This window comes from Paracoccus haematequi (genome assembly GCF_900631945.1).
GTDB lineage: Bacteria > Pseudomonadota > Alphaproteobacteria > Rhodobacterales > Rhodobacteraceae > Paracoccus > Paracoccus haematequi_A.
This window is the reverse complement of sequence record NZ_UZWE01000018.1, coordinates 65,046-78,228: the sequence shown is the minus strand read 5'-3', so window position 1 is coordinate 78,228 and position 13,183 is coordinate 65,046. Positions and strand designations below refer to the sequence as shown.

Below are 13,183 nucleotides of genomic sequence, written 5' to 3'. Positions count from 1 at the left end.
CTGCCCCGCCAACGCATCACCCTGATCACCCTCGGCGTGGCCGACATGGCCCGCGCCCGGCGCTTTTACGAGGCCTGGGGCTGGGCGCCGCATGGCAGTTCGCAACCGGGCGTGACCTTCTATCAGATGAACGGCGCGGTGCTGGCGCTGTTCGGGCGGGACGATCTGGCCGCCGACCAGGGGCGCCCCGGTGCGGGTCTGGGAACCGGGGCGGTGACGCTGGCGCAGAACTGCGCCGACGACGCGGAAACCGATGCGGTGTTCCAGGCGGCGCTTGAGGCGGGCGCGGCGGTTCTGAAGCGCCCCGAGAAGGTCTTCTGGGGCGGCTATTCCGGTTATTTCGCCGATCCCGACGGGCATGTCTGGGAAATCGCCACCAACCCGTTCTGGCCTCTGGATCCGGACGGATCGCTGACCCTGCCGGACGCCTGAATGGAGTGGCAGGCCGAAGGCACGGTCCTGGCCCGCCGCCCGCATGGCGAAACCTCGGTGATCCTGGACGTGCTGACCGACCTGCACGGGCGCCATTCGGGGCTCGTGCCGGGCGGCGTGTCGCAAAAGCGTGCGGCGATGCTGCAACCCGGGTCGCGGCTGGATCTGCGCTGGCGGGCGCGGCGCGACGACCAGCTGGGCACCTTCGCGGTTGAACCCGTGCGGCTGCGGTCGGGGCTGCTGGCCGATCCGCTGGCGCTTGCGGGGCTGAACGCGGTCTGTTCGCTGCTGATCTTCGCCCTGCCCGAACGCGATCCCCATCCGGTGCTGGTTGGCGCGACCGAACGCCTGCTGGATCTGATGGAGGCGGGGGCCGACTGGAGCCAGGAATACCTGCGATGGGAAATGCGCCTGCTGGACGAAATGGGCTTCGGCCTGGACCTGTCGGCCTGCGCGGTGACGGGCGCCGCGCAGGGGCTGGCCTATGTCAGCCCGAAATCAGGCCGCGCGGTCAGCCGCGAAGGGGCGGGTGACTGGGCCGACCGGCTGCTGCCCTTGCCGGGCATCCTGGGCGGGGCGGGCGACAATCGCGGTCAGGGCCTGGCCGAGGGGCTGGCGATCACCGGGCATTTCCTGAACGCCCGCCTGGCCGCCGAACTGGTGGGCCGCCCTGTCCCGGCAGCCCGCCAGCGCCTTGTGGACCGGCTGGCGCGCGGCCGGCCGAAGGGCGGTCACTGACCCGCGCGCGCCTGATCCAGCGCGGTGACCTGGCCCTGCGTCTCGGTCACGCCGCGTTCGAAGATCAGCCAGGTCAGGGGCGATTTCACCTTCAGCACGCCGCCGTAATATTCCATCTCGGTCGCCGATTGCAGAACCTGGAAGAAGCGGTTCTCGATCGTGGTGTTCTTGCCGCAATCGACATTGGTCGTTTGCAGCGGCGACAGCGCCACCAGCGGCAGTTCGGCGTTGTTCTTGGCGCCATAGCCGTTGCAGGGGCCACGGCCCGAGACCGCAGATTCCGAAATCGTCAGCGTCATGTTGCGCAGCGGCACGGTCGCGCCGTCCATGCCCACCAAGGCATAGTCGCCGCCCGGAATGAAGCCGCGATCGTCGGGGGAAACGGGGGGCGTCTGTTCGCAGGCGGCAAGGGCAAGGGCTGCGGCGGCCAGCGCGCCGAATGTGCCGAGACGGGGCATGGTGGGACTCCTTGAGGCGATCATCGAACGGGGTGCGGCAATTTCCGCATGAATTGCGGCACCCTAGACGAAATCGCGTCAGCCTAACAGCCGCCGGGCGATCACTTGAGCCTGAATTTCCGCCGCCCCTTCAAAAATATTCAGGATGCGTGCATCGCACAACACACGGCTGATCTGGTATTCCAGCGCAAAGCCGTTGCCGCCGTGGATTTGCAGGGCATTATCGGCACTGGACCACGCCACCCGCGCGCCCAGCAGCTTGGCCATCCCGGCCTCCAGGTCGCAGCGATGGCCGTGGTCCTTTTCCCAGGCGCTGAAATAGGTCAGCTGCCGGGCGATCATGATCTCGACCGCCATCATCGCCAGCTTGTCGGCCACGCGCGGGAAGGCGATCAAAGGCTTGCCGAACTGCTTGCGGTCCAGGGCGTATTGCAGGCCCAGTTCCATCGCGTTCTGCGCCACGCCGATGGCCCGCGCCGCCGTCTGGATGCGCGCCGATTCAAAGGTCTGCATCAACTGCTTGAAGCCCTGGCCGGTGACGCCGCCCAGCAGGTTTTCCGCCTTCACCTCGAACCCGTCGAAGGCCAGTTCGTATTCCTTCATGCCGCGATAGCCCAGCACCTCGATCTCTCCGCCGGTCATGCCGGGGGTGGGGAAGGGGTCGGCATCATCGCCCGGCGTCTTTTCGGCGATGAACATCGACAGGCCGCGATAATCGGTGGTGTCCGGGTCGGTGCGGGCCAGCAGCGTCATCACATGGGTGCGCGCGGCATGGGTGATCCAGGTCTTGTTGCCGGTGATCTTCCAGACATCGCCGTCCCTGACCGCGCGGGTGCGCAGGCTGCCCAGGTCGCTGCCGGTGTTCGGTTCGGTAAAGACCGCCGTGGGCAGGATTTCCCCGCTGGCCAGGCGCGGCAGCCAATGCGCCTTCTGATCGTCGGTGCCGCCGCCCAGGATCAGCTCGGCCGCGATCTCGCTGCGGGTGCCAAGGCTGCCCACACCGATATAGCCGCGCGACAGTTCCTCGGAGACGACGACCATCGCCGCCTTGGACATGCCCAGGCCGCCCAGGTTTTCCGGGATGGTCAGGCCGAAAACCCCCAGTTCGGCCAGTTCCTCGACGATCTCCATCGGGATGAAATCGTCCTTCAGGTGCCATTCATGGGCATGGGGCACCACCTTGTCGTCGGCCCAGCGGCGGAACTGGTCGCGGATCATTTCCAGATCCTCGTCCAGGCCGGTGGCGCCGAAGGTCGCGCTGCCCCTGTTCTCGGCCATCAGGGCGGCCAGCCGGGCGCGGGCGTCCGGGGTGTTGGCGGCCATCAGCGCGCGCGCCGTGTCCGAGGGCTGCCAGTCCACGTCCAGATCGGACAGGCGGGCGAATTCCGTCTGGCTCATCGGGATGCCCCCGGCGATCTGGGTCAGGTACTCGCCGAAGCCGATCCGGGCGATCAGATCCTCGATTTCGCCGCCGACGCGGGTGGACCAGGCGGCAAGCTGGCGCAGCGATTCGACATAGGTCGCCAGCCAGGACAGCGCATGGGCGGCGTGCTGGTGCTGCTCCAGCGCCTCGGCATCGACCTTGCCGCCGGGCGAGACCCTGGCGCGCAGCGCGTCGGTGGCGCGGGCTTGCAGGTCGGCCAGTTCGGACAGGACCAGATCGAACTGTTGCGGCATGTCTTTCATCGGAAATCCCCCTTGCGGCATTGCAGCATGGGTAACGCCTTCGCAGTCGCAGCGCAACAATTATGCGTCGGGAAGGTGCGGTGCGAACGAATATGTCTGCCCTGCGGCGGCGTGCCCGCCATTCCCATTTCCCGGACAAGCCGTTAGCGTGCGCGCATGTTTGGACTGGATCCCTGGCAATTCTGGACGATCTTCGCCGTCACGGCCTTTGCGGGCTTCGTGAAGGGGGCGATCGGATTTGCCATGCCGCTGATCATGGCCTCGGCCTTCGCGTCGATCCTGCCGCCGCAGACGGCGCTTGCCGCGCTGATCCTGCCGGTGCTGACCACCAACGTGAACCAGGCGCTGCGCCAGGGGGTGGGGGCAGCGGCGCGGTCGATCCGGGATTATCGCTGGCATATCGGCATGGTGCTGGTGTTCATGGCGATCTCGGCGGGCTTCGCCACGGCGATCCCGCAACAGGCGATGTATGCGCTGCTGGGCTTTCCGGTGGTCGGCTTCGCGCTGTGGCAATTGTCGGGGACGCCGCTGGCGCTGCCCATCCATCACCGCCGCCGGGCCGAGATCGTGACCGGCATCGTCGGCGGTCTGTACGGCGGCGTCTCGGGCATCTGGGGGCCGCCGCTGGTGGTCCTGCTGCTGTCCCTGGGGGCTGAGAAGCGCGAACAGATGCGGGTGCAGGGCGTGGTGTTCCTGCTGGGCAGCGCCGGGCTGACGGCGGCGCATCTGATGTCGGGCGTGCTGAACGCCCAGACCATCCCGCTGTCCGCCGCGCTGTGCATTCCCGCCTTTGCCGGAGTGTTCGCGGGCCAGGCCTTGCAGGACCGCATGAATGTCGCACAATTCCGCCGCTGGACGCTGATCCTGCTGGTCGTCACCGGCCTGAACCTTGTCCGCCGCGCCCTTTCCGACTGGATATGAGATGATCGACGCCGCCGACCTGACCGCCCGCCTGATCCGCTGCCCCTCTGTCACGCCGAATGAAGGCGGCGCCCTGGTCCTGCTGGAAGACCTGCTGGCCCAGGCGGGGTTCGAGGTTCGCCGCGTCGACCGCAACGGCACCCCCAACCTGTTCGCCCGCTGGGGCGCCAAGGGCGCGCGCAGCTTCGGCTTCAACGGCCATACCGATGTCGTCCCGCCCGGCGACCTGGGATCCTGGACCCATCCCCCCTTCAGCGGCCATGTCGAGGACGGCGTGATCTGGGGGCGGGGCGCGACCGACATGAAATCCGGCGTCGCGGCCTTCGTCGCCGCCGCCATCGACTTCGTGCGCGAAACGCCGCCCGACGGCGCCGTGATCCTGACCATCACCGGGGACGAGGAAGGCCCGTCCCGCGACGGCACCACCGCGATCCTGGACTGGATGGAGGCCCATGGCGAACGCATGGACGCCTGCATCGTCGGCGAACCCTCGAACCCCGAGATCATGGGCGAGATGATGAAGATCGGACGGCGCGGTTCCGTCACCTTCACCGTCACTGCCAAGGGGGTGCAGGGTCACGCCGCCTATCCCCACAAGGCCCGGAACCCGCTGCACGCGCTAACGGCTTACCTCAATGACCTGATCGCCGCGCCTCTGGACCAGGGGACCGAGCATTTCGATCCGACCGGCTTGCAGATCACCAGCATCGACTGCGGCAATCCGGCGTCCAACGTGATCCCGGAAACGGCGCGGGCGGTGGTCAACATCCGCTTCAACGACCTGCACATCGCCGCCAGCCTGGAAGCCGACCTGGCCGCCCGCGCCGCCCGCGTGGCGCAGGCGACCGGCGTGTCGCTGACCATTGCCACGCAGGTGACGGGCGAGGCGTTCCTGACCGCGCCCGGCCCTTTCGTCGATCTGGTCCGCAGCGTGGTCACGCAGGAAACCAACCGCCAGCCGGTCCTGTCCACCACCGGCGGCACGTCCGACGCGCGCTTCATCAAGAACCACTGTCCGGTGGTCGAATTCGGCCTGGTCGGCGCCTATATGCACCAGGTGGACGAACGCGTGCCGGTGGCACAGGTCCAGCAGTTGAAAACCATCTACCAGCGGATTCTGGAAAAATATTTCGAATGAAGATCGAACAGACCGACGACCTTGCCGCCTGCCACGCCCTGCGCCGCGCCGTGTTCATCGAAGAACAGGGCGTGTCCGAGGCCGAGGAACTGGACGACAAGGACGCGGGCGCCATTCACCTGCTGGCCCGCCGGGACGGCCGCCCGGTCGGCACCGCGCGGATCCTGCTGCAAGGCGACACCGGCAAGATCGGCCGGGTCTGCGTGGTGGCGCAGGCGCGCGGCACCGGGCTGGGCGCGGCGCTGATCCGGGCCGCGCTCGACGCGCTGCGGGACCGGCCGGGCATTACCCGCGCCAAGCTGGGTGCGCAGACCCACGCCCTGGGCTTTTACGAAAAGCTGGGCTTTACCGCGTTCGGCCCGGTTTACGACGACGCGGGGATCCCGCATCGTGACATGATCCGCGATCTGTAAGGGGGACCGCAAGATGGCCCAGATTCCCAGCAAGGAACAGATCATGGAATGGGTCGCGGACCATCCCGACGCCAATTCCAAGCGCGACATCGCCAAGGCCTTCGGCATCAAGGGCGCCGAACGGATCGAACTGAAGCGCCTGCTGAAAGAGCTTGAGGGCGAGGGGCATCTGGAACGCCGCCGCCGCCACTATCTGGACGCCGAGCGTCTGCCGCCCGTCACGGTGCTGGAACTGCTGCCGCCGGACGGGTCGGGCGACCTGTTCGCGCGACCGCTGGAATGGCATGGCGACGGGCCGATGCCGCGCATCCACTATGTCCCCCGCGACAGCGACCCCGCGCTTGGCCGGGGCGACCGCTTCCTGGGCCGCCTGGTCGAGGTGCAGGGCGAGGATTACCAGTATCAGGCGCGCCTGATCCGCCGCATCACCGCCGCGCCTCATCGCATCACCGGAATTTTCCGCAAGGAAGCCGAGGGCGGCCGCATCGTCCCCATCGACAAGGGCCAGGACCGCGAATGGCGCGTCCGCCCCGACGCCACCCTGGGCGCGCAGAACGGCGAACTGGTGCAGGCCGAACAGGCCGGGCCCAAGGGCCGGCTGGGCCTGCCCATGGCGCGGATCATCGACCGGCTGGGCGATCCCTCCGCGCCGCGCGCGGTCAGCCTGATCGCCATCCACCAGCACGGCATCCCCGACGATTTCCCCGACGCCGTGATCGCCGAGGCCGAGGGCGCGAAACCCGCCACCATGAAGGGCCGCGAGGACTTGCGCGACCTGCCCCTTGTCACGATCGACCCCTCGGACGCGCGCGACCATGACGACGCCGTGGCGGCCTTTGTCGAGGAAGACGGCGGCGCCACCATCTGGGTCGCCATCGCCGACGTGGCCCATTACGTCACCCCCGGTTCCGCCCTGGACCGAGAGGCCTGGCTGCGCGGCAATTCGACCTATTTCCCCGACCGCGTGGTGCCGATGCTGCCCGAGGCGCTGTCGGCGGACCTGTGTTCGTTGCACGAAGGCGTGGACCGCCCGGTGATCGCCGTCAGGATGCGGCTGGACGCGCAGGGCAACAAGATCGGCCACAACTTCCATCGCGGCATGATGAACAGCCGCGCCTCTCTGTCCTATGAGCAGGCGCAGGCGGCGGCGGACGGCAAGCCGGATGCGCAGACGGAACCGCTGATGGACAGCGTGATCCGCCCGCTGTGGCACGCCTATGGCCTGCTGAAGGAAGCCCGCGCCCGCCGCCAGCCGCTGGATCTGGACCTGCCGGAACGCCGGATCGAACTGACCCCGGACGGCCGCGTCAAATCCGTTAATTTCCGCGAACGCTTCGACGCCCACAAGCTGATCGAGGAATTCATGGTGCTGGCCAATGTCGCCGCCGCCGAGGAACTGACCCGCCGCCAGCGTCCCCTCTTGTTCCGCGTCCACGAGGAACCCAGCCTCGCCAAGATCGACGCGCTGCGAGAGGTCGCCCAAGCCTCGGGCTTCACGCTGGCCAAGGGGCAGGTTCTGCATACCAGCCACCTGAACCGCCTGCTGGCCCAGTCCGAGGGCACCGATTTCGACGAACTGATCAACATCAGCACCCTGCGGTCGATGACGCAGGCTTACTACCACCCGGAAAACTTCGGTCATTTCGGGCTGGCGTTGAAAAGCTATGCGCATTTCACCTCGCCCATCCGGCGCTATTCCGACCTGATCGTGCATCGCGCGCTGATTTCGGGGCATGGCTGGGGCGGCGGTAGCAAGGGCGGCGACGGTTTGTCGCCCCAGGACCTGGAGCGGCTGTCCGAAACCGCGACCCATATCAGCGAGACCGAGCGCCGCAGCATGGCCGCCGAACGCGACACCACCGACCGCTATCTGGCGGCGTTCCTGGCCGATCGCGTGGGAACCGAGATGACGGGCCGGATCAGCGGCGTCCAGAAATTCGGCGCCTTCGTCAAGCTGGACGAGACCGGCGCCGACGGGTTGCTGCCGATCCGCGCCATCGGGCAAGAGTATTTCCACTTCGATCCCGATGCGCAGATGCTGGTCGGCAGCGATACCGGCCTGGAAATCGGCATCGGTCAGCGCGTCACCGTGCGCCTGGCCGAGGCGATCCCGATGACCGGCGGGCTGACCCTGGATCTGCTGGAACTGGACGGCCAGCCGCTTCCGCGCGGTCCGCAAAAGGGCAGGCGCGGCCGCAGCCCCCGGCCGATGTCCACCAAGTCGCGCCTGGCCGAGATCAAGCGCGCGACCAAGCGGCGGCGGAAGAAATAGCCCCACCCTTCTTTATTGACATGTCCAGCAGGGGCGTGGGGGCGCGAAGCCCCCACGGCCTCAGCTTTCCCGGAACGCCCGGTTGAAGTAGTCCGCCAGCGGCTTCACCAGATAGGCCATCGGGCTGCGCTCGCCGGTCTGGATATAGACCTCGACCGGCATGCCGGGGATCAGCGCCAGATCGCCCAGCTTGGCCAACTGGTCGGCGGGGATCGTCACCTCGGCCCGGTAATAGGGCTGGCGCGTCGTCTCGTCGATCAGCGCATCGGCGGACACGCGGCCCAGCACACCGTCGATTTCCGGCGTCGTGCGCGATGAGAAGGCCGAGAATCGCAGCACCACCGGCTGGCCCACCTGCACCTCGTCCACGTTGATCGTGGCCAGGCGCGCGCTGACCACCAGCGGGCGGTCCTGCGGGATGACATACAGCACCGGATCGGCGGGACGGATGACCGAGCGGGGCGTCGTCACCATGAGGTTGTAGATCACGCCCGCCGCCGGCGCGCGGATGTCCAGACGGTTGATCTGTTCCGTCAGGCCCCGGCGGCGTTCGGCCAGTTCCAGTTCGCGATAGCCCAGGTCGCGCAACTCGGTCTCGGCCTCCTCGCGGCGTTCGGCGCCCAGGCGCAGCCGCTGGATGTCCAGCTCGGTCTGGCGCGTCTCGGCCGAGGCCCGGCTGGCCTTCAACTCGCCCAGCTGCCCGTCCAGGCTGGCGGCCTCGCGCTCCAGGGCCAGCACGCGAGAGGCTTGGGCCAGGCCGCGATCCAGCAGGGACTGCTGGTCCTCCAGCTCCTCGCCGATCAGTTCGCGCTGCCGGTCCAGCGCCACGATCTGCGCGTCGATGCCGTCGACCTGCTGGCGGACCTGTTCGGACTGTTTCTCCAACTGCTCGATCGACTGGCGCAGGGTGTCGCGGCGGGTTTCGAACAGGCTGCGCTGACCGGCGATCAGGTCTTGCAGATCGGCATTGCCTTCGGCTGCCGCCCGCAATTCGTCGGGGATCTGCATCGTTTCGGCGTCGCCGCGTTCCGCCTCGAGCCGGCCGCGGCGGGCCAGGATCTCGAAATACTGGCCCTCGACGATGGCATGTTCGGTGCGCAGCAGGCTGCCGTCCAGGCGGATCAGCGGCTGGCCCGCCTCGACCGTCTGGCCGTCCTTGACCAGGATTTCCTCGACCACGCCGCCGTCGGGGTGCTGGACGACCTGGCGCTGCTGTTCGACCTCGACCTGGCCATGGGCCACCACTGCCCCCGCGATGCGGCTTTGCATCGCCCAGGCGGTAAAGCCGCCCAGCAGCACCGCGATCGAGATCAAGCCGGTCAGCAAGGCGCCGCGCACCGACCAGCGGGACGGGTCGGGCGGCGCGATGGGCCGGGGCGGCGCCGGTGGCGAGGGCGGTTCGACCGGGGGAAGCGGCTGCGCGGGCGCGGCCTGCCGGGGCGCGGGACCGGGGATCGGCGCATCGACCGGCGGGGCGATGCGGCTGGACAGGATCCCCGTCTGGATCCCCGAGGGGCGGGGGGCGGGGTTCTGGCCGCCGGGCTTGTTGGTCTCGTCGCTCATGCCACGCCCCCTGCGCGTCCGGTTTCCTGCGATTTCATGATCTGCGCGGAATTCTGCACCATTTCCTGCAATACTTGGTCGCGCGGCCCGAAGGCCCGGCGGATGCCCTGTTCCATGACCAGAAGCAGGTCGCATTCGTTGATCGCGGCGGGCCGGTGGGCCATGATGATGACGCAGCCGTTCTGCGCCTTGATCCGGCGGATCGCCGCGTTCAGCGCCATCGACCCCTCGTTGTCGAGGTTCGAGTTCGGCTCGTCCAGGACCAGCATCACCGGGTCGGGATACAGCGCGCGGGCCAGCCCGACGCGCTGGATCTGTCCGCCAGACAGGCGGCCGGTGGCCTGGCTGATGCGCGTGTCATAGCCCTGCGGCAGATCCAGGATCATCTGATGCGCCGCTGCCGCCTGGGCCGCGCGCACCACGCGGGCGGGATCCATGTCGGGCGACAGCCGGGCGATGTTTTCCGCGATGGTGCCGTCGAACAGCGTCACCTGCTGCGGCAGATAGCCGATCATGTTGCCCAGAACGTCGGGATCGTACTGGTCCAGCGTCGCGCCGCCCAGCCGGATCGAACCCGCGCCGACCGGCCAGGCGCCGATCAGCGCGCGGGCCAGGGTCGATTTCCCCGCGCCCGACGGCCCGATCACGCCAAGCGCCTGGCCCGGCGCCACCGCGAAGGACACGCCGCGCACGATCGCGACATTCTGGCCCGGAGGCGCCACCGAAAGCTGCCGCACCTCCAGCACCGCCTCGGGGCGGGGCAGGGGGGTATGGGCCGTCTGCGCGGGCTGGCGAGACAGCAGCCGGGCCAGCCGTTCCCAGGCGTCCTGGGCCGCCTGCACCATCGGCCAGCCGCCGACCAGTTGTTCGACCGGGGCGAGCGCCCGGCCCATCATGATCGAACTGGCGATCATCGCACCGGGCGTCACCGCCTGTTGCAGCACCAGCCAGGCGCCCGCCGCAAGCATCGCGCTTTGCAGGAACAGCCGGAAGCTTTTCGAGAAGACCGTGAAGCCCGACGACAGGTCGGCGCCGCGCACCGCCTGTTCCTGCGCCTCGGCCCGCGCCTTGCGCCACCGGGCATAGGTGGCGCTGCGCATTCCCAGGGCGCCGATCACCTCGCCCTCGTCCCGGTACAGATCCGCCATGCGCTGCGCCTGGGCGGACGCGATGTTGGATTGCTGCAATGGCGTCTTGGTCAGCGTCCGGTTGGCCAGGGTGCAGACCACCAGGATCGCCCCGCCGATGGTCGCCACGACCCCCAGCAGCGGGTGGAAGATATAGACCGCCGCCAGGAACAGCGGCGCCCAGGGCAGGTCGAAGACCGCCAGCAGCACCGGCGAGGCGATCAGCCGCTGGACCGAATCGAGATCGCGCATCCCGCTGGCCGCCGCCGCCGATTCGTCGCCCGAGATCGCGCCTTCGCGCAGCGCGGCGGTGAAGACCCGTCCCTCCATCCGGTCCTGAAAGCGGGCGGCGATCCGCTGCATCACCCGGCTGCGGATGAAGTCCACGAAGCCCATCAGCACGAACAGGAACACCACCAGCACGAACAGCGCGGTCAGCGTTTCGACCGACCGCGATGCCAGAACCCGGTCATAGACCTGCAACATGAACAGCGGTCCGGTCAGCATCAGCAGGTTCACGACCGCTGAAAACAGCGCGACGGCCGCGAACAGGGGCAGCCCCGCGGCGCGTGCCTTGCGTAATTCCTTGGCGCCGTCCTGGAAAGCGGGCGACTTGCTCATTTCCGTTCATCCTTCATCTTCGGCCATCGGTGCCGCCTTGCCGCAGGCCCCGTGCGCCAGTATTCGAGGATCGCTGATCGCGGTCTTGACTCTGTGTTATCCCGAAAAGGTTAGGAGATCCTTTGCTTCGTCCCTTGTCCCTTGTCGTTCCGCTGGCCCTGGGCGTGATTCTGGCGGGCTGCACGTCGGAACCTGTGATGCAGGACGGCATTCGCGTCAACGACCCGTTTGAATCGGGCAACCGGCGCATCCATGCCTTCAACAAGGGCTTTGATCAGCGCGTGGTTGCGCCGGTGGCCAGGCGGGTCTCGGCGGGCGGGAATGAGGCAGGCGAACCGGGGGCCATGGACCTGGTGATCAACGCGGGGGCGAACCTGTCGCTGCCGGGCAAGGTCGTCAACAGCCTGCTGCAAGGGCGTCCCGAACCCGCGATCCGGAATTTTTTCCGCTTTGCCGTCAACACGACGCTGGGAATGGGCGGTCTGCTGGATCCCGCAGGAACCGATTTCGGGCTGCCCGAGGTCGACACCGATTTCGGCGAGACGCTGGCGGTCTGGGGCGTCCCTGAAGGCGCCTATCTGGAACTGCCGGTCCTTGGCCCCTCGACCCAGCGGGACGCGGCGGGCAAGGTCGTGGATCTGCTGATCGACCCTGTCTATCACCTGCTGCACCGGGATGCGGCATGGGCGGCATTTGGCCTACGCGCGGCGTCAAAAGCCGGTGATCGGGCGCGATTCGGGGACACGGTGGATAGCGTTCTGCAAGACAGTGCGGATAGCTATGCGCAACTGCGGCTGATCTATCTGATGCACCGCCGCCACGAATTGAACCAGGGAGGGACCGAGATTGACCCCTATGCCGACGCCGCCGCAGATGACGTCATCGACCCTTACGACCCGTAACCGCCGCGGCGTCCTGGCGCTGTTCGCTGGCGCGTCGGCGGCCTCGCTGATGCCCTTGCGTGGCTGGGCGCTGGACGCGGACCAAGCCCGGTCGCTGATCGACACCGCCTTGGGCGAGGTCTACCAGGTCATCAATTCCGGCCGCCCGCCCGCGCAGATGTATCGCGAGTTCGAGACGATCTTCGTGCGCTATGCCGATGTGCCGGTGATCGCGCGTTCCGCGCTCGGACCCGCCGCGCGGCAGGCCGACCCGCGCGCCCTGGCTGCCTATACCCAAGCTTTCCAGGGCTATATCGGCCGCAAATACGGCAAGCGGTTCCGCGAGTTCATCGGATCGAAGATCGAGGTGACGGGCGCCCGGCCGCTGAAAAGCTTCTTCGCCGTGACCTCGGTCGCCTATCTGAACGGCCGCGCGCCGATGGAGGTCGAATGGCATGTGTCGAACAAGTCCGGCCAGGACAGGTTCTTCAACATCATCATCGAGGGCGTGAACATGCTGGCCAGCGAACGCGCCGAGATCGCCGCGATGCTGACCGCCCGGCGGGGGGATCTGGCGGCGCTGACGGGGGATTTGCAGGCGGCGGGATAGAGAGGGTCTGGGAACCTATAGTTTCATTCCGGGATGCAGACGTGACCGTTGAGCGGTCTTGTTGCACTGTGCCATCGGTTCAGGGATACCTGTTTGTAAGTCGGCGGGTCGGGTTAGCCTCATGAGCAAGCCTGCCCTGTTTTCCCGGCCCACGGGTCGAGCTATGGGCTTCCGGTCTGCTGCCATGATGCCATCGCACCTCGAAGGGCCGATGCCATCATCCTTCCCGGCGAATGCCCGGCAGTGGAAGGGCACGATCCCGGCCTGCAAGCGCGCATCATGGCGAGAGGTTTCGACCGGCAGCATGCAGAGGTTCCGTTGGT

General features: G+C 67.8%; 12 protein-coding genes. 8 read left to right on the top strand and 4 right to left on the bottom strand.

Annotation, left to right across the window (positions count from 1 at the left end; genetic code table 11):
• Together PARHAE_RS02135 and recO are read left to right on the top strand one after the other, a co-directional pair.
• Complete coding sequence (locus PARHAE_RS02135) at positions 1 to 432, top strand: VOC family protein (protein WP_126153004.1); 432 nt, start codon at positions 1 to 3, stop codon at positions 430 to 432.
• Entirely contained in the window at positions 433 to 1,170 is a 738-nt protein-coding gene (gene recO, locus PARHAE_RS02130; protein ID WP_126152954.1) for a DNA repair protein RecO, read from the top strand.
• Here recO and PARHAE_RS02125 read toward each other — a convergent pair.
• Together PARHAE_RS02125 and PARHAE_RS02120 are read right to left on the bottom strand one after the other, a co-directional pair.
• Positions 1,164 to 1,628, bottom strand: a complete 465-nt coding sequence (locus PARHAE_RS02125) for an META domain-containing protein (RefSeq protein WP_164555111.1) — start codon at positions 1,626 to 1,628, stop codon at positions 1,164 to 1,166. The two genes, recO and PARHAE_RS02125, sit on opposite strands and share 7 nt — an antisense overlap.
• A 78-nt stretch (positions 1,629 to 1,706) precedes the next feature.
• Positions 1,707 to 3,335: an acyl-CoA dehydrogenase family protein gene (locus PARHAE_RS02120; RefSeq protein WP_126152952.1), complete on the bottom strand. Its 1,629-nt coding sequence runs from the start codon at positions 3,333 to 3,335 to the stop codon at positions 1,707 to 1,709.
• Between the two features lie 135 nt (positions 3,336 to 3,470).
• Between PARHAE_RS02120 and PARHAE_RS02115 the strand changes: the two genes are divergently transcribed.
• The 4 genes from PARHAE_RS02115 to rnr are packed head-to-tail and all read left to right on the top strand — an operon-like array spanning position 3,471 to position 8,058.
• The gene (locus PARHAE_RS02115; protein WP_126152951.1) at positions 3,471 to 4,235 is read left to right on the top strand and encodes a sulfite exporter TauE/SafE family protein; all 765 of its coding nucleotides are present in this window, start codon (positions 3,471 to 3,473) and stop codon (positions 4,233 to 4,235) included.
• A gap of 1 nt (position 4,236) precedes the next feature.
• Positions 4,237 to 5,373 (top strand): succinyl-diaminopimelate desuccinylase, encoded by a 1,137-nt coding sequence (gene dapE / locus PARHAE_RS02110; protein ID WP_126152950.1) that lies wholly within the window; start codon positions 4,237 to 4,239, stop codon positions 5,371 to 5,373.
• Entirely contained in the window at positions 5,370 to 5,786 is a 417-nt protein-coding gene (locus tag PARHAE_RS02105) for a GNAT family N-acetyltransferase (protein WP_126152949.1), read from the top strand. The genes dapE and PARHAE_RS02105 overlap by 4 nt, the downstream gene beginning before the upstream one ends.
• Positions 5,787 to 5,799: 13 nt before the next feature.
• Positions 5,800 to 8,058 (top strand): ribonuclease R, encoded by a 2,259-nt coding sequence (gene rnr / locus PARHAE_RS02100; protein WP_126152948.1) that lies wholly within the window; start codon positions 5,800 to 5,802, stop codon positions 8,056 to 8,058.
• Between the two features lie 60 nt (positions 8,059 to 8,118).
• Here the strand turns inward: rnr and PARHAE_RS02095 are convergent, their stop codons facing one another.
• Both PARHAE_RS02095 and PARHAE_RS02090 read right to left on the bottom strand, forming a co-directional pair.
• Complete coding sequence (locus tag PARHAE_RS02095; RefSeq protein ID WP_126152947.1) at positions 8,119 to 9,621, bottom strand: HlyD family type I secretion periplasmic adaptor subunit; 1,503 nt, start codon at positions 9,619 to 9,621, stop codon at positions 8,119 to 8,121.
• On the bottom strand, positions 9,618 to 11,369 hold the full coding sequence (locus PARHAE_RS02090; RefSeq protein ID WP_126152946.1) for a type I secretion system permease/ATPase: 1,752 nt from the start codon (positions 11,367 to 11,369) through the stop codon (positions 9,618 to 9,620). Before PARHAE_RS02090 ends, PARHAE_RS02095 begins: the two co-directional genes overlap by 4 nt.
• Before the next feature lie 134 nt (positions 11,370 to 11,503).
• Between PARHAE_RS02090 and PARHAE_RS02085 the strand changes: the two genes are divergently transcribed.
• Both PARHAE_RS02085 and PARHAE_RS02080 read left to right on the top strand, forming a co-directional pair.
• On the top strand, positions 11,504 to 12,271 hold the full coding sequence (locus PARHAE_RS02085) for an MlaA family lipoprotein (RefSeq protein ID WP_241232635.1): 768 nt from the start codon (positions 11,504 to 11,506) through the stop codon (positions 12,269 to 12,271).
• Positions 12,243 to 12,860, top strand: coding sequence for an MlaC/ttg2D family ABC transporter substrate-binding protein (locus PARHAE_RS02080; RefSeq protein WP_126152945.1), 618 nt, complete (start codon positions 12,243 to 12,245; stop codon positions 12,858 to 12,860). The genes PARHAE_RS02085 and PARHAE_RS02080 overlap by 29 nt, the downstream gene beginning before the upstream one ends.
• Positions 12,861 to 13,183: the final 323 nt, after the last annotated feature.

Bases quoted from the DNA above. Each gene is read 5' to 3' on its own strand.
- recO (WP_126152954.1), top strand. From the start codon at position 433: ATGGAGTGGCAGGCCGAAGGCACGGTCCTGGCCCGCCGCCCGCATGGC.
- PARHAE_RS02125 (WP_164555111.1), bottom strand. From the start codon at position 1,628: ATGCCCCGTCTCGGCACATTCGGCGCGCTGGCCGCCGCAGCCCTTGCC.
- PARHAE_RS02120 (WP_126152952.1), bottom strand. From the start codon at position 3,335: ATGCCGCAAGGGGGATTTCCGATGAAAGACATGCCGCAACAGTTCGAT.
- PARHAE_RS02115 (WP_126152951.1), top strand. From the start codon at position 3,471: ATGTTTGGACTGGATCCCTGGCAATTCTGGACGATCTTCGCCGTCACG.
- dapE (WP_126152950.1), top strand. From the start codon at position 4,237: ATGATCGACGCCGCCGACCTGACCGCCCGCCTGATCCGCTGCCCCTCT.
- PARHAE_RS02105 (WP_126152949.1), top strand. From the start codon at position 5,370: ATGAAGATCGAACAGACCGACGACCTTGCCGCCTGCCACGCCCTGCGC.
- rnr (WP_126152948.1), top strand. From the start codon at position 5,800: ATGGCCCAGATTCCCAGCAAGGAACAGATCATGGAATGGGTCGCGGAC.
- PARHAE_RS02095 (WP_126152947.1), bottom strand. From the start codon at position 9,621: ATGAGCGACGAGACCAACAAGCCCGGCGGCCAGAACCCCGCCCCCCGC.
- PARHAE_RS02090 (WP_126152946.1), bottom strand. From the start codon at position 11,369: ATGAGCAAGTCGCCCGCTTTCCAGGACGGCGCCAAGGAATTACGCAAG.
- PARHAE_RS02080 (WP_126152945.1), top strand. From the start codon at position 12,243: ATGACGTCATCGACCCTTACGACCCGTAACCGCCGCGGCGTCCTGGCG.